The sequence below is a fragment of the Subtercola sp. RTI3 genome (genome assembly GCF_035018625.1).
Lineage (GTDB): Bacteria > Actinomycetota > Actinomycetes > Actinomycetales > Microbacteriaceae > Subtercola > Subtercola vilae.
In genome coordinates this window covers 1-19,759 of sequence record NZ_JASJXO010000055.1, presented here as the reverse complement: position 1 = coordinate 19,759, position 19,759 = coordinate 1, and the positions used below count along the sequence as shown (strand labels likewise).

16 protein-coding genes and 1 pseudogene are annotated in these 19,759 nt (G+C 67.4%); 15 read left to right on the top strand and 2 right to left on the bottom strand.

Features of this window, described 5'->3' with window-relative positions:
- Positions 1-2 precede the first annotated feature (2 nt).
- The 6 genes and pseudogenes from QN358_RS15895 (at position 3) to rbfA (ending at position 9,179) form a co-directional block, all read left to right on the top strand.
- Positions 3-2,955 (top strand): annotated as a pseudogene (locus QN358_RS15895) (alpha/beta fold hydrolase).
- Positions 2,952-3,920 (top strand): NAD-dependent epimerase/dehydratase family protein, encoded by a 969-nt coding sequence (locus tag QN358_RS15890; RefSeq protein WP_323512935.1) that lies wholly within the window; start codon positions 2,952-2,954, stop codon positions 3,918-3,920. The pseudogene QN358_RS15895 and the gene QN358_RS15890 overlap by 4 nt, the downstream one beginning before the upstream one ends.
- A gap of 59 nt (positions 3,921-3,979) precedes the next feature.
- Complete coding sequence (nusA, locus tag QN358_RS15885) at positions 3,980-5,074, top strand: transcription termination factor NusA (protein ID WP_323512934.1); 1,095 nt, start codon at positions 3,980-3,982, stop codon at positions 5,072-5,074.
- Between the two features lie 56 nt (positions 5,075-5,130).
- The gene (locus QN358_RS15880; RefSeq protein ID WP_136643450.1) at positions 5,131-5,385 is read left to right on the top strand and encodes a YlxR family protein; all 255 of its coding nucleotides are present in this window, start codon (positions 5,131-5,133) and stop codon (positions 5,383-5,385) included.
- A 136-nt stretch (positions 5,386-5,521) separates the two neighbouring features.
- Positions 5,522-8,560, top strand: a complete 3,039-nt coding sequence (infB, locus tag QN358_RS15875) for a translation initiation factor IF-2 (protein WP_136643449.1) — start codon at positions 5,522-5,524, stop codon at positions 8,558-8,560.
- A 76-nt stretch (positions 8,561-8,636) separates the two neighbouring features.
- A complete protein-coding gene (rbfA, locus tag QN358_RS15870) occupies positions 8,637-9,179 on the top strand; it encodes a 30S ribosome-binding factor RbfA (RefSeq protein ID WP_323512933.1) in 543 nt (180 codons plus the stop codon).
- Here the strand turns inward: rbfA and QN358_RS15865 are convergent.
- Both QN358_RS15865 and QN358_RS15860 read right to left on the bottom strand, forming a co-directional pair.
- Positions 9,176-10,189, bottom strand: coding sequence for a ketopantoate reductase family protein (locus QN358_RS15865; protein WP_136643447.1), 1,014 nt, complete (start codon positions 10,187-10,189; stop codon positions 9,176-9,178). The genes rbfA and QN358_RS15865 overlap by 4 nt on opposite strands.
- Before the next feature lie 32 nt (positions 10,190-10,221).
- Complete coding sequence (locus QN358_RS15860) at positions 10,222-11,184, bottom strand: A/G-specific adenine glycosylase (protein WP_136643446.1); 963 nt, start codon at positions 11,182-11,184, stop codon at positions 10,222-10,224.
- Positions 11,185-11,279: 95 nt separating this feature from the next.
- Here QN358_RS15860 and QN358_RS15855 point away from each other — a divergent pair, with 95 nt between their 5' ends.
- From QN358_RS15855 to QN358_RS15815, 9 genes are read left to right on the top strand one after another with little or no spacing between them, the layout of a single operon-like run.
- Positions 11,280-11,894: a hypothetical protein gene (locus tag QN358_RS15855; protein WP_136643445.1), complete on the top strand. Its 615-nt coding sequence runs from the start codon at positions 11,280-11,282 to the stop codon at positions 11,892-11,894.
- Positions 11,894-13,057 (top strand): tRNA pseudouridine(55) synthase TruB, encoded by a 1,164-nt coding sequence (gene truB, locus QN358_RS15850; RefSeq protein WP_323512932.1) that lies wholly within the window; start codon positions 11,894-11,896, stop codon positions 13,055-13,057. Before QN358_RS15855 ends, truB begins: the two co-directional genes overlap by 1 nt.
- Entirely contained in the window at positions 13,054-13,422 is a 369-nt protein-coding gene (locus QN358_RS15845) for a hypothetical protein (RefSeq protein ID WP_323512931.1), read from the top strand. Before truB ends, QN358_RS15845 begins: the two co-directional genes overlap by 4 nt.
- A 13-nt stretch (positions 13,423-13,435) precedes the next feature.
- Positions 13,436-13,924: a hypothetical protein gene (locus QN358_RS15840; protein WP_136643443.1), complete on the top strand. Its 489-nt coding sequence runs from the start codon at positions 13,436-13,438 to the stop codon at positions 13,922-13,924.
- Positions 13,924-14,853 carry a bifunctional riboflavin kinase/FAD synthetase gene (locus tag QN358_RS15835; RefSeq protein WP_323512930.1) on the top strand — a complete coding sequence of 310 codons (930 nt, stop codon included), beginning with the start codon at positions 13,924-13,926 and terminating at the stop codon, positions 14,851-14,853. Before QN358_RS15840 ends, QN358_RS15835 begins: the two co-directional genes overlap by 1 nt.
- A complete protein-coding gene (locus tag QN358_RS15830; RefSeq protein ID WP_323512929.1) occupies positions 14,850-16,184 on the top strand; it encodes a CynX/NimT family MFS transporter in 1,335 nt (444 codons plus the stop codon). The genes QN358_RS15835 and QN358_RS15830 overlap by 4 nt, the downstream gene beginning before the upstream one ends.
- 50 nt (positions 16,185-16,234) lie before the next feature.
- The gene (deoC, locus tag QN358_RS15825) at positions 16,235-17,224 is read left to right on the top strand and encodes a deoxyribose-phosphate aldolase (RefSeq protein ID WP_323512928.1); all 990 of its coding nucleotides are present in this window, start codon (positions 16,235-16,237) and stop codon (positions 17,222-17,224) included.
- A gap of 23 nt (positions 17,225-17,247) precedes the next feature.
- Positions 17,248-18,750 carry an aldehyde dehydrogenase family protein gene (locus QN358_RS15820; RefSeq protein WP_136643440.1) on the top strand — a complete coding sequence of 501 codons (1,503 nt, stop codon included), beginning with the start codon at positions 17,248-17,250 and terminating at the stop codon, positions 18,748-18,750.
- Positions 18,747-19,607 (top strand): aldehyde dehydrogenase family protein, encoded by an 861-nt coding sequence (locus tag QN358_RS15815; protein ID WP_323512927.1) that lies wholly within the window; start codon positions 18,747-18,749, stop codon positions 19,605-19,607. Before QN358_RS15820 ends, QN358_RS15815 begins: the two co-directional genes overlap by 4 nt.
- The last annotated feature ends 152 nt before the right edge of the window (positions 19,608-19,759 follow it).

The following is a 19,759-nucleotide window of genomic DNA, read 5'->3' as shown; positions in this document are numbered from 1 at the left end:
GGCTGGTCACAGCGCCTGACGGTGACGGTGTGCCGCGCACGTGGCACTTGCTCGACAACGCTGCTCGGCTCGCCGAGCTGGGGGTCGAGCCCACCGGAACGATTCTGTGTGTGCACGGCAACCCCACGTGGTCGTACCTCTGGCGGGCACTGCTGGCGGCTGCGACGGATGCGGCCGATGCTGATTCTGCCGGTGCTGATGGTTCGGCCGGTGCTTCCGGGTTCGATGGTACTGCCGGGGTCGAGGGTGCTGCCGGTGCGCTTGGCCTGACTGGTGCGCCCGTGTGGCGGGTCATCGCGGTCGACCAGCTCGAGATGGGGTTCTCCGAGCGAAGCGGCGAGATGCGGGGGTTGCGCCGGCGAATCCGTGATCTCGGTGCGCTGACCGAAGCCCTGGGGGTCGACGGCCCCGTGGTGACACTCGGCCACGACTGGGGCGGGGTTGTCTCGCTCGGCTGGGCCGTCGATCATCCGGAGTCATTGGCCGGCGTCATGCTGCTCAACACCGCCGTGCACCAGCCGTCGAACGCCCCGCTGCCCGCTGCGTTACGGCTCGTACTGCGACACGGGATGCTCGATCTCAGCACCGTGCGAACGACAGGTTTTCTCGACACCACGCTGGCAATCGCGCATCCGTCGCTCGACGCCGACGTGCGGCATGCGTTCCGGTCGCCGTACCGGAGCGCTTCGCGGCGCGAGGGCATCGGGGCATTCGTGGCCGACATTCCGGTCGACGCGTCGCACCCGAGTTTCGCCGAGCTCGCTCGGGTGTCGGCGGGTGTCGCAAAGCTCCGCGTGCCGGCGACCATGATCTGGGGCCCGCGTGACCCTGTCTTCAGCGACCGCTACCTCGGCGACCTCGTCGCCCGGCTGCCGCACGCCGATGTGACCCGCTTCGAGTCCGCCGGGCACCTCGTCGGCGAAGACATCGCCTACGCCCCCCTCCTCCTGCAGTGGCTCTCCGACCACTTCGCTCCAGCGCCCCGCGCCGACGCGGATGGCTTCGCCGAGTGGATGGGTCGGGGACGGCGGAGCGGGGGAGTGGCGGCCGCTGTGGACGACGATTGACGAACTGGCGGCGGGATCGGCCGCGGAGGCGACGGCCGTTGTCGAGATGGCTCCGCGTGGCGGGGCCGGCAATGCGCGAGAAGCTGGCAGTGCCGAAGAAGCGCGGAGCGTCGCGGACACGCTGGGCGCGCGAGGAATGGCGGTCACGCACGGCGCGCGCGTCGTGAGCTGGAGGCTGCTGGCGCAGCGCGTCAACGAGCTCGCGGCGGGATTGGTCTCCATCGGAGTGGCGAAGGGCGACCGCGTGTCGCTGCTGGTTCCGCCCGGCGCAGACCTGACCGCGGTCGTCTACGCCTGCCTTCGCATCGGCGCCGTGATCGTCGTCGCCGATGCCGGCCTCGGGCTGAAAGGCCTCGGCCGCGCGGTTCGCGGCGCCCACCCCGACCACATCATCGGAATCGAAACGGCCCTCGCCGCGGCCCGCACGCTCGGCTGGCCGGGCCAGAAGATCTCCGCGAAGCGTCTGCCGCCCCCGATCGCTGCCGCCCTCCGCGTGAGCCACTCGCTCGGCAACGTGGCGCGGCTCGGCCGACAGTCATTCGCTGCAGAGGCGGTGCACCCCGCACCCGTCGCCGACGACGTGGCGGCCATTCTGTTCACCTCGGGGTCGACCGGCCCCGCGAAGGGTGTCGTTTACACGCACCGGCAGCTGAGCGCGCTCGTCGAGGTGTTGCGCATCCGCTTCGGCGTGGGCGTCGGTACGGGCCTGGTCGCCGGGTTCGCGCCGTTCGCACTGCTCGGTCCGGCGCTCGGCGCGACGTCGGTCACGCCCGACATGGATGTGACGTCGCCCAAGACCCTCACCGCGACCGCGGTGGCCGAGGCAGCCCTCGCGGTCGATGCCACGGTCGTCTTCGCATCTCCGGCCGCGTTGACCAATGTGCTCGCCACCTCGGCCGAGCTCTCGCTGAAAGGGCGCCGTGCACTCGGGCGCGTGCAGACCCTGCTGTCGGCGGGGGCTCCGCTGCCGGTGCCGCTGCTCGAACGGGTTCAGGCGCTGGTACCCGAGGCGAGCATCCATACCCCGTACGGCATGACCGAGGGACTGTTGATGACCGACATCACGCTCGGCGGCATTCGGGCGGCCGAACTGGATGCCCTGGCCGCTGCAGAAGCGACCCACCTCCCTGAAGCGCCGCGTCGAGCGCCGGGCGGAGTCTGTGTTGGCCTGCCGGTGAACGGGGTCGAGATTCGCATCAGCGCGCTCGATGCCGAGGGTTCGGCGAGCGGCGCCCTCACGCTGGAGCCGCACGTCACCGGCGAGATCGTGGTCGCGGCCGCACACCTCAAAGACCACTACGACCAGCTGTGGGCGACCGAGCGCGAGTCGCGCCGCGATCGAACTCCTCGCAGCCCCCGCTGGCACCGCACGGGTGACGTGGGGCACCTTGACCCGAAGGGCCGGCTCTGGGTCGAGGGCCGACTGCCGCACGTCATCGTCACGGCCGACGGCGTGCTCACCCCGGTGGGACCCGAGCAGTGCATCGAACGGCTGCCCGGTGTGCGCCGCGCGGCCATTGTGGGTGTGGGCCCCCGTGGAACCGCGCAGGTCGTGGCGGTCGTCGAGATCGACCCGACTGCTGCCGCTGGCACTCTCGGCATCGGCTCCGATGCGGCCTTCGGTGACGGCGCGGCACGCGATGCCGAGCCGCGGGTGGTCTCTGCGACGCCGCGGGTGTTCGGCCGCGGGCCGTTCGCGCCGGGAGTCGCACTGGCACCGACCGCGCTGACCGCCGCGGTGCGCCAGGCGACAGGCCTCCCCGTCGCTGCTGTGCTGGTGGTGCGCGAACTGCCAACCGATGTGCGTCACAACTCGAAGATCGACCGCGGCGCGCTCGGCATCTGGGCCGCCGGAGTGCTCGCGGGCGGCGCGCGGCGACGCCCGTGAAGGTACTTGTGACCGGGGCGAGCGGGATGCTCGGCAGATGCGTGGCGAACGAAGCCCTGCGTCTCGGCCACGAGGTACGAACCTTTCAGCGAGGCCCCTCTGGGCTGGCCGGGGTAGAAGACCACCGCGGTTCAGTGACCGATGCGAGTGCGGTTCGGCGGGCATCCGGGGGCATGGATGCAGTGATTCACCTGGCCGCGAAAGTCTCGTTCACGGGTGACCGTGCTGATTTCGAGGCGGTGAACGTCGGGGGCACGAGAACGTTGCTCCGTGAGGCGCAGAACTCCGGCGTGACGCGGTTCGTCTTCGTGTCGTCGCCGTCTGTCGCGCACGCCGGCATGTCGATCGCCGGCGACGACGCCCTGCCGGCCGACCCCGTTCGGGCACGCGGTGAGTACGCCCGAACGAAGGCGCAGGCCGAGGTTCTGGCGTTGGGCGCGGATGCTCCCGGGTTCAGCGTTGTCGCCGTGCGCCCCCACATTGTGTGGGGGCCGGGCGACACGCAGCTCATCGAGCGAGTGGTGGAGCGGTCCCGGCGGGGCAGGCTCCCGCTGCTGAACGGGGGGCTCGCGCTCATCGACACGACGTTCGTCGACAACGCGGCCGGGGCGATCGTGGCGGCACTCGGCCGGGCCGACGTGGTTCACGGCCAGTCGTTCGTGGTGACGAATGGCGAGCCGCGCACGGTAGCCGATCTGCTGGGCGCCATCTGCCGGGCCGCGGGTGTGCCCGGGCCACGCTGGAGCGTCTCGGCGGGGGCCGCCCGAGCTGCCGGGGGAGTGATTGAGAAGGCGTGGGCGGTGCGGCAACACGCCGACGAACCGCCGATGACTCGTTTTCTGGCAGAGCAGCTCTCGACCTCGCACTGGTACGACCAGCGCAGAACACAGCGTTCCCTCGAGTGGGCCCCGACGGTGAGCCTCGACGAAGGACTCGAACAGCTCCGTCTCTGGTATTCTATTTAGCTGGACCGCGCGCCACCGTGCCGCGGCAAAACTTGAACACAGAATGAAGGAGGCCGGCCGTGGATATCGACCTCAGCGTGCTCAAGCTCTTGGAACGCGAACGCGAAATTCCTTTCGAAGAGCTCGTGCAGATCATCGAACAGGCGATTCTCACCGCCTACCTGAAGCACACTGGCCAGGGTGAGCACAGCGCTTCGCCGCAGGGTGGAGCCGGGCACGCCTCAGCACCGCACGCCTCAGCACCGCACGCCTCAGCACCGCACAGCTCAGCACCGCACGCAGACGGTGCCGGCGACGCACCCAAGGCGCGCGTGCACCTCGACCGCAAGAACGGGCACGTCAGCATCTTCGTGCCCGAGCTCGACGACGAGGGAATCGTCATCGGTGAGAGCATCGACAACCCGAGCGACTTCGGTCGCATCGCGGCCTTCGCGGCCAAGCAGGTCATCAACCAGCGCCTGCGCGACATCGCCGACGACGCCGTTCTCGGTGAGTTCAAGGGTCGTGAGGGTGACATCGTCGCCGGGGTCATCCAGCAGGGGCCGAACCCCCGCATGATTCACGTCGACCTCGGAACGGTCGAGGCCATCATGCCTCCCGAAGAGCAGGTCGCGGGCGAGGTCTACGCGCACGGAAACCGCATCCGCGTCTATGTCACCGCCGTGACGCGGGGCCTCAAAGGCCCGCAGATCACCGTCTCGCGCACGCACCCCTCGCTCGTACGCAAGCTGTTCGCACTCGAGGTGCCCGAGATCGCCAGCGGCAGCGTCGAGATCGTGTCGCTCGCCCGCGAAGCCGGCCACCGTACCAAGATCGCCGTTCGGGCAACCGAACCCGGCATCAACGCCAAGGGTGCCTGCATCGGCGAACTCGGCCAGCGGGTGCGCGCGGTCACGAACGAGCTGGGCAACGAGAAGATCGACATCGTCGACTACTCGGAAGACCTGCCCACGTTCGTGGCGAACGCCCTGTCGCCGGCCAAGGTGACCAGCTCGTTTGTCATCGATGCGTCGCTGAAAGCCGTTCGGGCACTGGTTCCTGACTACCAGCTCTCGCTCGCCATCGGCAAGGAGGGCCAGAACGCCCGCCTCGCCGCGAAGCTCACGGGCGCGAAGATCGACATTCAGCCCGACTCGATTCTCGAGGATGACTAGAACGAGCATCCGGTAACCACGTCGATACCGGCGTGGCGAAAATTGGCGGTGCTAGAATGAAACCTGTTAGAACGTGCGTCGGTTGCCGAGCGCGTGCCGAAAAGTCTTCCCTTCTCAGGGTCGTCGCCCAGAATCTCGAAATCGTTGCCGATGAGGCGGCGGTTCTGCCGGGGCGCGGTGCGTACCTGCATCCGAGTGTGGAGTGTTTTCAGAAAGCGGTGAAGCGCCGGGCCTTCGGGCGGGCGCTTCGCACGGAGACACCTCTTGAAACGGCAGCACTGGGTGCCAGACTCACCGGCCTGGCCTCCTGACTAATTCGCCAACAGAAACCGCGAGTAAAAAAACTGTGAAGAACTAATGAGCAACAACTAATGAGCGGCTCGAAATGAGTCCCGCACGTAGCTAAGGCCTGCCCCTTTTCGGGAGCCGGCCCGAACAAGGAGAATTGTGGCAAAACCACGCGTACACGAGATCGCAAGCGAACTCGGCGTCGACAGCAAGGTCGCCCTGGCGAAGCTCAAAGAAATGGGCCAATTCGTCAAAGGCCCGTCGTCGAGCATTGAACCCCCCGTCGCCCGCCGCCTGAAAGAGGCGCTGCAGGCCGAAAGCAACGCCGCAAAGGCGACTGCTGGTGCGAGCACCAGCGGTGCGAGTGCACCCGCCGCCGCTGCGGCCACCACCGCGCGCCCCGGCACCCGCCCGGGCCCGGCAGCACCGAAGGCACCCGCCCCCGCGGCCGCCGCACAGGCATCGGCACCCACCCCGTCATCAACGACGGCCGTTCCCGCAACGTCGGCCGCTTCCTCACCGTCGGCTGTGCCCTCGCCCGCTTCGGCGGCACCGAGTGCACCCGCGTCGTCGACGCCCGCCTCTGCGGCCGGTTCGACACCCAGCGCTGCACCCTCTGCAGCAGCCAGACCGGCGTCGTCGACGCCCAGCGCTCCTGCAACGCAGGGCAGTGCTACGTCTGCATCACCGGCCACGGCGTCGCCCTCCGGCACGTCGTCTACGTCTGCTTCGGCACCCGGCACTGCCAGCACGGGTTCGTCGGCAGCCGCGTCGTCGGGTGACGGCTCGGCGCCTCGCCCGGGCAGTATTCCCCGCCCAGCAGGCGCGCCTCGCCCCGGCAACAACCCCTTCGCGTCGAGCCAGGGAATGCAGCGCCCCGGCGCTCCTCGCCCCGGCAACAACCCGTTCGCCAGCCAGCAGGGCATGCAGGCCGGTGGCGCAGCTGCGCCTCGCCCCGGTGCTCCGGCTGCGGGCGGCTCGACAACCCCCAGCAACATTCCTCGCCCCGGTGCTCCCCGCCCGGGTGCACCTCGCCCCGGCGCCCCGCGCCCCGGCGGAGCAGGCCAGGGCAACCGCCCGGGCGGCTTCGGTGCACGCCCGGCCGGTGCCGGCGGCTTCCGCCCCGGTGGTGCCGGTGGCGCTCGTCCGGCTGGTGCCGGCGGGTTCCGTCCCGGTGGTACTCCGGGTGCTGCTCCCGGCAACACGTTCGGGGCTCCCCGCCCCGCAGCGGGTGCCGGCGGCCGTGGCCGTGGCCCCGGTGGTGGTACCGCAGGTGCCTTCGGTCGTGGTGGCGGGCGTGCCAAGGCGCGCAAGTCGAAGCGTACGAAGAGAGCTGAATTCGAACTGAGGGAAGCGCCCTCGCTCGGTGGCGTCAGTGTGCCCCGCGGCGACGGGTCGACCGTGGTGCGCCTGCGCCGCGGTGCCTCCATCACCGACTTCGCCGACAAGATCGACGCCAGCCCCGGCAACCTGGTCACCGTGCTCTTTCACCTCGGTGAGATGGCCACGGCGACCGAGTCTCTCGACGAGGCCACCTTCGGTGTGCTCGGCGAAGAGCTGGGCTACAAGATCCAGATGGTCTCGCCCGAAGACGAAGACCGCGAGCTGCTGCTCGGGTTCGACATCGACCTCGACGAAGAACTCGCCGAAGAGACGGAGGAAGACCTCGAGATCCGCCCGCCCGTCGTCACCGTCATGGGTCACGTCGACCACGGTAAGACCCGCCTCCTCGATGCCATTCGCAACGCGAACGTCGTCGCCGGTGAAGCAGGTGGCATCACCCAGCACATCGGTGCCTACCAGGTCGTCACCGAGCACGAGGGCATCGAACGCGCCATCACCTTCATCGACACACCGGGCCACGAGGCGTTCACCGCCATGCGTGCCCGTGGTGCGCAGGTCACCGACATCGCGGTTCTCGTGGTGGCGGCAGACGACGGCATCATGCCCCAGACCATTGAGGCACTGAACCACGCACAGGCGGCGGGCGTGCCCATCGTCGTGGCGGTGAACAAGATCGACGTACCCGGGGCCAACCCGGCCAAGGTGCGCCAGCAGCTCACCGAGTTCGGCCTGGTTGCCGAGGAGTACGGCGGAGACGTCATGTTCGTCGACGTTTCTGCTCGCAACAACGTCAACATCGACAAGCTGCTCGACGCCGTTCTGCTCACCGCAGACGCCGGCCTCGACCTGCGGGCGAACCCGAACAAAGACGCCCGCGGTGTGGCCATCGAAGCGAAGCTCGACAAGGGTCGTGGTGCGGTCGCAACCGTGCTCATCCAGTCGGGAACGCTGCAGGTCGGCGACGCGATCGTCGCCGGTACCGCCTACGGCCGCGTTCGTGCCATGCACGACGAGAACGGTGTCGCGGTTCTTGCCGCAACGCCTTCCCGCCCCGTTCAGGTGCAGGGTCTGTCGTCGGTGCCTCGCGCCGGTGACACGTTCCTCGTCATCGAAGAAGACCGCACCGCCCGCCAGATCGCTGAGAAGCGTGAAGCCGTCGAGCGGAACGCGTTGCTGGCCCGTGCCCGCAAGCGCATCTCGCTCGAAGACTTCACCAAGGCACTCGAAGAGGGCAAGGTCGAGTCGCTCAACCTCATCATCAAGGGTGACGTCTCGGGTGCTGTCGAAGCACTCGAGGAGTCGCTGCTCAAGATCGAGGTCGACGACAGCGTGCAGCTGCGCATCATCCACCGTGGTGTCGGTGCCGTCACGGCATCCGACGTCGACCTGGCGACGATCGACAACGCGATCATCATCGGGTTCAACGTGCGCCCCGACCCGAAGGCCCGCGAACGTGCGGCCCGTGAGGGTGTCGACGTGCGCTTCTACTCGGTCATCTACAACGCACTCGAAGACATCGAGAACTCGCTCAAGGGCATGCTCAAGCCCGAGTTCGAAGAGGTTCAGTCGGGTGTTGCCGAGATCCGCGAGATTTTCCGCTCCTCCAAGTTCGGAAACATCGCCGGTGTCATCGTTCGCTCGGGTACCATCACCCGCAACGCCAAGGCGCGAGTCATTCGCGACGGCGTTGTGGTCGGAGACAGCCTGGCCATCGAGTCGCTGCGTCGCTTCAAAGACGACGTCACCGAGGTTCGTACAGACTTCGAGGCTGGTATCGGCCTCGGCAAGTTCAACGACATCCAGATCGGCGACGAGATCGAGACGATCGAACTGAAAGAGAAGCCGCGTACCTAGCGGTTGCTGTGTGATGGCGGGGCGTCCTGGGTTCAGGATGCCCCGCCCTTCGCTTTACTACGGAAAGAAGCACATCATGGTTGACGAAGCCCGCGCGCGTAAGCTCGCAGACCGCATCAAAGTCATCGTGGCCAAGAAGCTCGAACGCGGAGTCAAAGACCCGCGCATGGGTTTCGTGACCATCACCGACGTTCGCGTCACTGGCGACCTGCAGCACGCCTCCATCTTCTACACGGTGTACGGCACTAACGAAGAGCGTGCCGACAGTGCCGCCGCCCTCAAATCAGCCACCGGCATGCTGCGCACCGAGGTGGGCAAGAACATCACCTCGCGGCTCACCCCGTCGCTCGAATTCATCGCGGATGGCATCCCCGAGAACGCGAAGCTCATCGACTCGCTGCTCACCGAGGCCCGCACGCGCGACGCTGAGGTCGAGTCGCTCGCCCGCACGGGCACGTACGCCGGCGACGCCGACCCGTACGTGAAGCCGCGCGTCATCGCCGACGAAGACGACTTCGACGATGACGACGATGACGACGACGACGATGACGCTGGCACTGCCGACGACGCTGATGAAGACGCCGAGAACCACGAGGCCGAACCGGCCAAGGGCGTCTAGCCCCGCTTCTCCGCGGCGAGATCGACGGCCCGCGCCACGGCGCCGGGTGTCATGAAGTGGTGCGACGCCTCAACCCCGTGCACCATTTCGGTGAGAGCGGCGTTGATGGGGGCATTCACGCCGGCGGCAGCGGCCTCGGCCACAACTGCACCGTTGAGGTAGTCGACCTCGGTCAGCTGCCCGCGCCGGATGCTCTGCAGCGTCGACCCCGGGTTCGGAGTGTCGCCCATGCGACGCGCCATCAGCAGCGGAAGCTGCTCGGCCAGCGTCGCGGGCACCGACGTGAAGACCCGGAGCATCGCGCTGCTGAGGCCCTGCACTTTCTCGAAGCGCACGCCGCTCGCGCGCCCCACCCGCACGGCTTCGCGCATTCCGGCGGTGATGATGGCGCGGAGTTCGGCATTCGCGATGGTCTCCTGCACGCTGAGCCCCGTGATGGCGGGCATTGCGTTGACCTGGTTCACGATGAGCTTGCTCCATTGCGCGCCCGTGAAGTTGCTGATGGCCTGCGCCGGCACCGACTCGGCGAGCACGCCAGCGGCCGCGACGGTGGCCGCGGTGGGTGGGCCGTCTCCGCTGCCGAGAAGGGTGGGGCCCGACGTTGTGACGGTTATCTCACCGGCCGAGAGGTAGCTGGCGGCGTAGAGGGCGAGGCCGCCGATCCAGTCTGCGTCGGGGAGGGCGGCGCGGGCCGTCGCAAGCGCCTCGAGGCCGTTCTGTACGATGACCACGGGCAGACCGGTGAGAAACTCGCGGTTCGCCTCGATGGCCGACCGGGCATCCTGAGCCTTCGTGCAGACGAGCGCCAGTTCGGGGCGCCTCGTGAGGGTCTCGTTCGCGGTGACGAGGGCCGTGTGGGTGCCCCAGGCGCCGGTCAGCCGGATGCCCGACTCACGAATTGCGGCCAGGTGTTCGCCGCGCGCGGCCAGCTCGACATCGTGGCCGCTGCGGTTGAGCGAAGCAGCGATGCTGCCCCCGATGGCGCCGGCTCCGACGAGTGCGATCTGCATGTTCCCCCTGTTGTCGACACGGTGGTCGGCTTCTACGGTAGCGCGTATCCAGTGGCGGTCACGGCGGCGAGCCCGTCGCTGACGAGCCCGGCGAGAGCGCGGTCGCGTTGTTCGTCGTCGGGCCAGAGCGCAGCGATGTCGGCGGCGGTGACACTGCCGTGGCGGGAGGTAGGGCCGGGCCGGGGAGGTTCTGGCGGTCGGGTGCCGGGTGCCAGAGCGTGCGGTGCCGCAGCATCGGGCGCCGCCCGCAGCGCCGCGAGAATGAGCCCCCGCACCTGACGATCCGACCCCTCGTACTTCTTCTGCACGGCCTTCCGCGGCCCGTCGTACCCCGGAAACCCTGCGCCCCTCCACTCGCAGTACTCACTGATCGGGCACGCCTCGCAGCGGGGCGCCCGTGCGGTGCAGACCGTCGCACCGAGCTCCATGATCGCCGCGTTGAAACTCCGCGCGGCCACCTTCTCGTCGGGCAGCAGCTGGCTCATTGCCGCCAGGTCGCGCCGGATGCTCGGCGGCGCGGGCTCGGCCTGACCGGCCACCGCGCGCGCGATCACCCTCCGGATGTTCGTGTCGACCACCGGGTGACGCTCGCCGTACGCGAAGGCCGCGACGGCCCGGGCGGTGTAGTCGCCGACGCCGGGGAGGGCGAGCAGGGCATCCACCTCCCGCGGAACCACGCCGCCGTGCCGCTCGACGATCGCCACGGCTGTCGCGTGCAACCACAGGGCGCGGCGCGGATAGCCGAGTGACTGCCACGCCCGCACGGCGTCACCGGGCGAGTCGGCCGCCAGCGCAGCCGGGGTTGGCCAGCGTGCGAGCCATTCGTCGAGCCGCGGAATCACGCGCGACACCGGCGTCTGCTGCAGCATGAACTCGCTCACCAGCGTGCCCCAGGCTGTGAACCCGGGCCGGCGCCACGGCAGGTCGCGGGCGTTCTCGGCGAACCACCCGATCAGCGCGGGTGCGATCGCGGGGTGCGGGTGTGCCGTGCTCATCCTCTTTAATCTACGCTGTCGCGCCCGGATGCTCGCCGCCCGCGCACTCGCGGCCACCCTCGCCGACTGTCACCCCCCACCCGTAAACTGGAGTCATGCTCTACCCGCCCACGCCACGCAACGAACTCGTCGATGCCCTCGCCACCGAGATCGCCCACAATTACGGCCGCGGCCGCCCGCTCGTCGGCATCGACGGTGCGCTCGGCGCCCGCGCCTTCGCCGACGACCTGGCCGCCTCCTTTCGCGCCTCGGGCCACGCCGTCGTTCGCGCAAGCCTCGACGACTTCCTGCTGCCCCGGGAGAGCCGCCAGCAGCGCGGTGCCGACTCGCCGGAGGGCTACTACTTCGACCGGTACGACTACGCCTCGTTCCTCCGCGTGCTCGTGCAGCCGTTCCGCATGGGCGGCAGCACCGGGTTCGTCACGGCCAGCTTCGACGAATCCCGTGACGCACCCGTCGAGTCGCGCTGGGTCACCGCGCCAGCCGACGCTATTCTCATCGTCGACGGGCCCTTTCTGCAGCGGCCCGAACTTCGCGGCGTCGCCAACTTCGTCGCCTTTCTCGAGGCTCCACTTGCCCTGCTCGACGGGCAACTCGGTGCAGCCCACGAGCTCTATGCGGCAGCCGTAGCGCCTCGTGTCGCGGCCGATGCCATCATCTCTGTGACCGACGAAGAGCATCCGGTGCGCGTCTTCGCCGACCGCTGCTGATGGGCCAGATCCACACCGGCGCGACCACCAAGGGCCAACCGCGCGCGAGCCAGGCCCGCCGCGGCCTGACCCAGAGCGGAATCGTTCTCGTCGACAAACCGCAGGGCATCACCAGTCACGACGTGGTCGCCCGCACCCGCAAACTCGCCGGCACGCGCAAAGTCGGCCATGCCGGCACCCTCGATCCCCTCGCCACCGGCCTGCTCGTGCTCGGGCTCAACAACTCGACCCGTCTGCTCACCTACGTGGTCGGCCTCGACAAAGAGTACGAAGCCGTCATCCGGCTCGGCGCCGCGACGACCACCGACGACTCCGAGGGCGAGACCATCTTCACCGCCCCCGCCGGCGCCGTCGAGGCGGTTCAGCCCGAAACGATCGCGGCCGGTCTCGCTGCCCTCACCGGCGACATTCTGCAGACCCCGAGCTCGGTCAGCGCCATCAGGGTCGACGGCAAGCGCGCCTACACCCGGGTTCGGGAGGGCGAGACGGTGGTTCTGGATGCCCGCCCTGTCACCATCGCCAGCATCGACGTCTCGGCAGCCACTCCCGGCACCGACGCCGAAGGCAACGCCGTGCTCGACGTGGCCGCCCGCATCACCTGCTCAACCGGAACCTACATTCGCGCCATCGCCCGCGACCTCGGCGACGCACTCGGAGTCGGCGGCCACCTCACGGCCCTCCGCCGCACCCGCATCGGGCCGTTCGAGGTCGCTCACGCGCACACGCTCGATGTTCTCGACCCTGCTCGCGACCTCGTGACGCCCGCAGACACCGCCCGGGCGCTGTTTCCCGCGGTCCAGCTCGATGAGATCCAGGCGTCTGAGCTGCGCGACGGCAAGCGCATCGCGGTCGACCCGCCACCCCCAGCACCGGGCACCGAGGCGTCTGCACGCGGGCCCATCGCGGCGATCGACCCTGACGGCGCCCTCATCGGCCTGTTCGAACTGCGCGGTGGGCTGAGCCGCGTTCTTGTGAACTTTGCCCGTGATGCGGCGCCGTTGCCGGCCACCGACACCGCAGACGAGTCCGTCGCAGACGCACCCACTAAAGCGTCCGACGCCGCCATCCCCGATGCCGACATCCCCGACGCCGAAACACCCACGATGGCCGCCGACGCCCCAGCTGCGGCCGCCACCGCCCGCACCCTCGGGGCCAGCGCATGATCGACTGGTTCTCGAGCATCCAGATCGCCGTCGCCATTCTCGCCGGTGTGCTCTGCCTCATCGTGGGGTTGACCGGCCGCACCCCGAACGACTACACGCTGGGCGCTACAGCCGTCGTCGAACTGCTGCTCGTCGTGCAGTTCGTGGTGGCGCTCATCGCCCCCGCGGCGGGCAACCAGCCGCGCGGTGACCTGCTCGAGTTCTACGTCTACATGGTCTCTGCTCTGCTGCTGCCGGCCGCAGCCGTCTTCTGGGCGCTGATCGACCGCACCCGCTGGAGCACTGTGATCCTCGGTGTTGCGTGCCTCGCCATTGCCGTGATGGTGTTTCGCATGAACGAAATCTGGCTGGTTCAAAACGCCTAAACTGGGCAGTGACATGTCGACACAATCCGAATCCGCGCTGCCGCCCGAACGCACCAGACGCCCCCGCATCGCCGGTATCGGCCGTGTGCTCGTGGTCATCTACGCCATTCTCGCGCTCGGGGCCACCGGCCGCTCTGTCGTGCAGATTCTGCACCAGTTCAACGACGCCCCGGTGGCATATTCCCTGTCAGCCGTGTCAGCCGTTGTCTACATCGTCGCCACGATCGCCCTCGTTGCTCGGGGCGCGATCTGGTACCGCGTGGCGTGGGTGACCATCTCGTTCGAGATGCTCGGCGTGCTGGTCGTCGGCACGCTCAGCGTCACGCAGCCTGAGCTCTTCAACCACGCCTCAGTGTGGTCGTACTACGGGGTCGGTTACGTCTTCGTTCCGCTGGTTCTCCCGGTGCTCGGCATGATCTGGCTCGCCACCCACAAGCCGGTCGCCCTGTCTCAGCTGCCCGCAGACGAAACGGCACAGAGCGAGACCGGAGCAACGAAGTAGTGAAGGTCTTCACGTCTCTCGCCGGGGTTCCTGCCGACTTCGGGCCCTCCGCCGTGACCATCGGCAAATTCGACGGCGTGCACGAAGGCCACCGCGCCGTCATCAATGAGCTCCTCCGGGTCGCGCGCGCCGACAACCTGGTGGCGACGGTTGTGACGTTCGATCGGCACCCGCTTCGCCTCCTTGCGCCCGAGCGCGCGCCCGTCGCTCTGGTCGGCAATGAGCAGAAGCTCGACCTGTTGTCTGACACGGGTCTGGATGCCGCACTCATGCTCACCTTCGACCAGGCGTTTGCCGCGCTGAGCCCGCGCCAGTTCGCCGAAGACATTCTCGTTCGCGCACTGCACGCCAGAGCCGTGCTCGTGGGCGGCGACTTTCGGTTCGGAAACCGAAGCCTGGGCACCGTTGACACCCTCCGGGAACTCGGCGACGAGTTCGGCTTCGAGGTGCGCCTCATCGACGATGTGGCACCGCTGTCAGACCGCAGGGTGTCGTCGACGTGGATCAGGGAGCTGCTGAGTGAGGGCGACGTTCTTCGCGCGACGCAGTTGCTCGGGCATCCGCCGGCGATTCAGGGTGAAGTCGTGCACGGCGCCAAGCGGGGCAGAGAACTCGGTTTTCCCACCGCGAACCTCTCGCCGCGTTCGGAGGGCCTCATTCCGGCCGACGGTGTCTACGCGGGCTGGCTGACCGACGGTGACCGGCGGTACCCGGCTGCCATCTCCGTGGGCAGCAACCCGACGTTCGACGGGGTACCACCGAAGCAGGTCGAGGCCTTCGTGCTCGATCAGACCATCGACCTCTATGGCCACATCGTGCTGATCTCTTTCGCCGATCGCATTCGCGGAATGGTCAAGTTCACGGGCATCGAGCCGCTCATCGAGCAGATGAACGACGACGTCGAGCAGGTCAGAAAGCGCCTCGCGTGAGCGTGCCCGCCGCAGCGGGCTCGATGGGTGGCGAGGTGCCACGTTCGACTTCAGTCCCGCTCTGGGCCGGTCGCGCCCTTGCTCTGCTCGGCATTCTGCTGGTGGCTGCCAACCTCCGCACCGCGGTTGCCGCCCTGTCTCCGATCTTCTCGGCGATTTCGGTCGACATTCCGCTCGACAGCCTCAGCATCGGCGTTCTGGGAACCCTGCCTCCGCTCTGCTTCGCCCTGTTCGGGTTGCTCGCACCGATTTTCCAACGTCACATGCGTATCGAATCGCTTGTACTCGTCTCACTTCTCGCCATTCTCGTGGGCGATGTTGTTCGTTCGCTCGCAGGATCGTACGTCGTACTGGTCGCCGGCAGCACTGTTGTCTTCGCAGGGATGGGCATCGGCAACGTGCTTCTGCCGCCGCTGGTCAAGAAGTACTTTCCCGACCGTGTGGGATTGATGACGTCGCTGTACGCCACCGTGCTCTCGCTCTTCTCGCTGTTTCCCCCTCTCGTTGCAGTGCCAATGAGCGAGGCGGCGGGGTGGAGGGTCTCGGTCGGGCTCTGGGCCGTGCTCACCCTTGTGGCCGTTCTGCCGTGGATCATGCTCATCGTTCGCGACCGCCGTTCGGTGCCAGAGGCAGTGCGGGCCGACAGCGTGACGGCCATCGCCGAGGCCGAGCCGCGGGGGCGCGCGTGGCACTCCCGTGTGGCGTGGTCGCTCGGCATCATGTTCGGCATCACCTCACTGAACGTCTATGCCATGTTCGCGTGGCTGCCCCAGATTCTGGTCGACTCCGCCGGTGTGACCCCCGCCGCTGCCGGGGCGCTGCTCTCGCTGTATTCCGGAATCGGCATACCCGCCTCACTCTTGGTGCCGCTCGTCGCCACTCGAGTGAAGAACGTGGGCGTGCTCATCTGGATCGGGGTTGCACTGTACGTCGTTGGCTACCTCGGCCTGTTGTGTGCACCAGCCGTTCTGCCGTGGGTATGGGTGACGCTGGCAGGGGCTGGTCCGCTACTCTTTCCGCTCTCGCTGCTCTTGATCAACCTGCGCACGAGAAGCCAGGCTGGCGCCGTGGCTCTCAGCGGCTTCGTTCAGGGCCTCGGCTACCTGATCGGAGCCGTCGGCCCCCTCGCCGTGGGATTTCTCCACCAGCTCACTGGTGGCTGGGTAGCTCCCATCGCCTTCCTGCTGGCGACCATCGCTGTGATTGTTGTGGTCGGCGCGATCGTTGCACGCCCGCACCTGCTCGAAGACGACTGGCATCGCGGGCATTCCGCCCACACAGCTTCTAGAATTGACAGAATCAAGCAACAAAGAAATTCAGGTGTTCGGTGACCACAGAGCAAGCAGTGCGACCAGATAGTGCAGTGACCAAAGATCACGCAGTGAGCCCGGCTTCGCGGGCAGTCGAAGTGCTCGGTGGTGAACTCACCGAGCAGAGCCTCAAGCGCTATCTCGCTGGTATCCCCGGGGTCGACGCGGTCGGGCTGCACGCACGCGCAGCCGATCTCGGCTCTCGGTCGATCAAGACCATGTCGAAGGCCTGGGCGCTCGATCGCATCATCTCGCTGATCGACCTCACCACGCTCGAAGGTGCAGACACCCCCGGCAAAGTGCGTTCGCTGGTTGCGAAGGGCCTGACTCCGGATGCCGGCGACCTCAGCTGCCCCCGCGTCGCCGCGGTCTGCGTGTACGGCGACATGGTTCCCGCCGCCGTCGAGGCCCTCGGCGTCTTTCACGGAGAAAACGTCGAAGGCGGAATCAACGTGGCCGCCGTCGCCACCGCCTTCCCGAGCGGCCGCGCGTCGCTCGCCGTCAAACTCGCCGACACGGCCGATGCCGTCGCAGCGGGCGCAGACGAGATCGATATGGTCATCGACCGCGGGGCCTTCCTCTCCGGTCGCTACGGCCAGGTCTTCGACGAGATCGTCGCCGTCAAAGAGGCCTGCCGCCGGGTCGATGGCAGCTATGCGCACCTCAAAGTGATTCTCGAGACCGGCGAACTGAACACGTACGACAACGTTCGCCGGGCATCCTGGCTCGCCATTCTCGCCGGTGGAGACTTCATCAAGACTTCGACGGGCAAGGTCGCGCCCGCCGCCACCCTTCCCGTCACACTGCTCATGCTCGAAGTCGTTCGCGACTGGCACCGCCTCACCGGTGAGAAGATCGGCGTGAAGCCGGCCGGCGGCATCCGAACATCCAAAGACGCCATCAAGTACCTCGTCACCGTCGCAGAGACTGCGGGCGAAGAATGGTTGCAGCCGCACCTATTCAGGTTCGGTGCCTCATCGCTGCTGAACGACGTTCTGTTGCAGCGCCAGAAGCTCGCATCTGGCCATTATTCCGGCGCTGACTACGTCACCATCGACTAATTTCGAATCGAAAGACTACCCTCATGTCATTTCTGGAATATGCCCCCGCGCCCGAGTCGACAGCGCTGTTGAACCTGCAGTCGGAGTACGGGCTGTTCATCAACGGTGAGTTCGTCGCTGGCAGCGACCCCACCTTCTCCACCATCTCGCCCGCCACCGAGAAGCACATCGCGACCATCGCCCAGGCCTCATCGGCCGACGTGGATGCCGCGGTAAAAGCCGCCCGTACGGCCTACGACACGACGTGGTCGCGTCTCTCGGGTCGTGACCGCGGAAAGTACCTCTTTCGCATCGCCCGCCTCGTGCAGGAGCGTGCCCGCGAGCTCGCCGTCGCCGAAAGCCTCGACAACGGCAAACCGATCAAAGAGAGCCGCGACGTCGACGTTCCTCTCGTCGCCGCCTGGTTCTTCTACTACGCAGGCTGGGCCGACAAGCTCGACCACGCCGGCGTCGGGCCGAACCCGCGCGCACTCGGTGTTGCGGCCCAGGTCATTCCGTGGAACTTTCCGCTGCTCATGCTGGCCTGGAAGATCGCGCCGGCCCTCGCCGCCGGCAACACCGTCGTGCTGAAGCCCGCCGAGACCACCCCGCTCACGGCCCTGCTCTTCGCCGAGATCGTGCAGCAGGCCGGGCTCCCGGCCGGTGTCGTGAACATCGTCACGGGTGCCGGTGAAACCGGTCGCGCCCTCGTCAACCACCCCGATGTGAACAAGGTCGCCTTCACCGGTTCGACCTCGGTCGGGCGCGAAATCGCTCGTTCGCTCGCAGGTACCTCGAAGAAGCTCACACTCGAACTCGGTGGTAAAGGTGCCAACATCGTCTTCGACGACGCACCCATCGATCAGGCTATCGAGGGCATCGTGCGCGGCATCTTCTTCAACCAGGGCCATGTCTGCTGCGCAGGGTCGCGGCTGCTGGTGCAGGAGAACATCCACGACGAGGTCGTCGAGCGCCTGAAGACGCGCCTCGGCACCCTGCGAGTCGGTGACCCGCTCGACAAGAACACCGACGTCGGGGCCATCAACTCCGCAGAACAACTGCAGCGCATCCGCACCCTCTCTGATATCGGTGAGGCCGAAGGCGCCGAACGCTGGAGTCCCGCCTGCGACCTGCCCGAGAACGGCTTCTGGTTCGCACCCACCATCTTCACCAACGTCTCGACCAGCTCGCGTATCGCCCGCGACGAGATCTTCGGGCCGGTGCTGTCGATTCTCTCCTTCCGCACTCCGGCCGAGGCGATCGCCAAAGCGAACAACACGCCCTACGGCCTCTCGGCTGGCATCTGGAGCGACAAGGGCAGCAAGATCCTCGCTGTCGCCGACAAACTGCGCGCCGGCGTCATCTGGGCCAACACCTTCAACCAGTTCGACCCCTCGAGCCCCTTCGGAGGCTACAAAGAGAGCGGCTACGGTCGTGAAGGCGGCAAGCAGGGTCTCGCTGCCTACCTCGCCCCGGCCGCGTTCGGGTCAAGCCCGACGGCCCTTCCTGTTTCCACCTCATCCGCTCTCGAAGGGGCTGACAAATGAGTCGACTCGCCGTGCCCAAAACATACAAGCTCTACATCGGCGGCAAATTTCCGCGCAGCGAATCAGGCCGCGTCTACGAGATACTCGACGCCTCGGGCGGCTTTCTCGCCAACGCCGCGCAGGCCTCCCGTAAAGACGCTCGCGACGCCGTCGTCGCTGCCCGTAGCGCCGTCTCCGGTTGGTCGAATGCCACCGGCTACAACCGCGGCCAGGTGCTCTATCGCATCGCCGAACTCCTCGAAGGCCGTCGCGCCCAGTTCATCGACGAGATCGTCGCCTCCGAGGGTGTCTCGCCGTCGGTCGCAGGCTCCCAGGTTGACGAGGCCATCGACCGCTGGATCTGGTACGCCGGTTGGGCCGACAAATACACCCAGGTTGCTGGCAATGCCAACGCGGTTTCAGGCCCGTACTTCAATATCTCGGTGCCCGAGGCAACCGGTGTCGTCTCCATCATCGCACCGCAAGACTCGTCCCTGGTCGGGTTCGTGAGTGCCGTCGCCCCCGCTCTTGTCGCCGGCAACACCGTCGTCGTCGTGGCCTCGCAGAGGCTGCCGCTCTCCGCCATCAGCCTCGCCGAGGTACTTGCCACCAGTGATGTGCCCGGGGGAGTTGTCAACATTCTCACCGGTTCGCCAGCCGAGATCGCGCCCTGGCTTGCATCGCACGCCGATGTGAATGCGCTCGACCTGGTGGGGGCATCCGACCTCGACTGGATCTCGTTGCAGATCGCGGCCGCGGAGACCCTGATGCGCGTGCTCCCGCCCGAGTCGGGCCCGGATGCAGCACTCCCGTCGCTCGCCCGCATCACTGCTTTCACCGAAACCAAGACCGTGTGGCACACGAAATCGCTGATCTGACCTCAGTGGGTTTTTAGTCAGTCTCGGCTGGAAAAGAATTTTGAGATTTTTTTCTGGTGGGGGTCGATTTGGGCCCTATTTGTTGAGTGAATGTCAGTGGTTGGTGGTTGACTTGGGTCATGAACGAATCGGCCATCATCCCGCCTGCTGCT

Coding starts and splice junctions, on each gene's coding strand:
- QN358_RS15880 (WP_136643450.1), top strand. CDS start 5,131: ATGAAACCTGTTAGAACGTGCGTCGGTTGCCGAGCGCGTGCCGAAAAG.
- rbfA (WP_323512933.1), top strand. CDS start 8,637: ATGGTTGACGAAGCCCGCGCGCGTAAGCTCGCAGACCGCATCAAAGTC.
- QN358_RS15865 (WP_136643447.1), bottom strand. CDS start 10,189: ATGCAGATCGCACTCGTCGGAGCCGGCGCCATCGGGGGCAGCATCGCT.
- QN358_RS15860 (WP_136643446.1), bottom strand. CDS start 11,184: ATGAGCACGGCACACCCGCACCCCGCGATCGCACCCGCGCTGATCGGG.
- QN358_RS15855 (WP_136643445.1), top strand. CDS start 11,280: ATGCTCTACCCGCCCACGCCACGCAACGAACTCGTCGATGCCCTCGCC.
- truB (WP_323512932.1), top strand. CDS start 11,894: ATGGGCCAGATCCACACCGGCGCGACCACCAAGGGCCAACCGCGCGCG.
- QN358_RS15845 (WP_323512931.1), top strand. CDS start 13,054: ATGATCGACTGGTTCTCGAGCATCCAGATCGCCGTCGCCATTCTCGCC.
- QN358_RS15840 (WP_136643443.1), top strand. CDS start 13,436: ATGTCGACACAATCCGAATCCGCGCTGCCGCCCGAACGCACCAGACGC.
- QN358_RS15820 (WP_136643440.1), top strand. CDS start 17,248: ATGTCATTTCTGGAATATGCCCCCGCGCCCGAGTCGACAGCGCTGTTG.
- QN358_RS15815 (WP_323512927.1), top strand. CDS start 18,747: ATGAGTCGACTCGCCGTGCCCAAAACATACAAGCTCTACATCGGCGGC.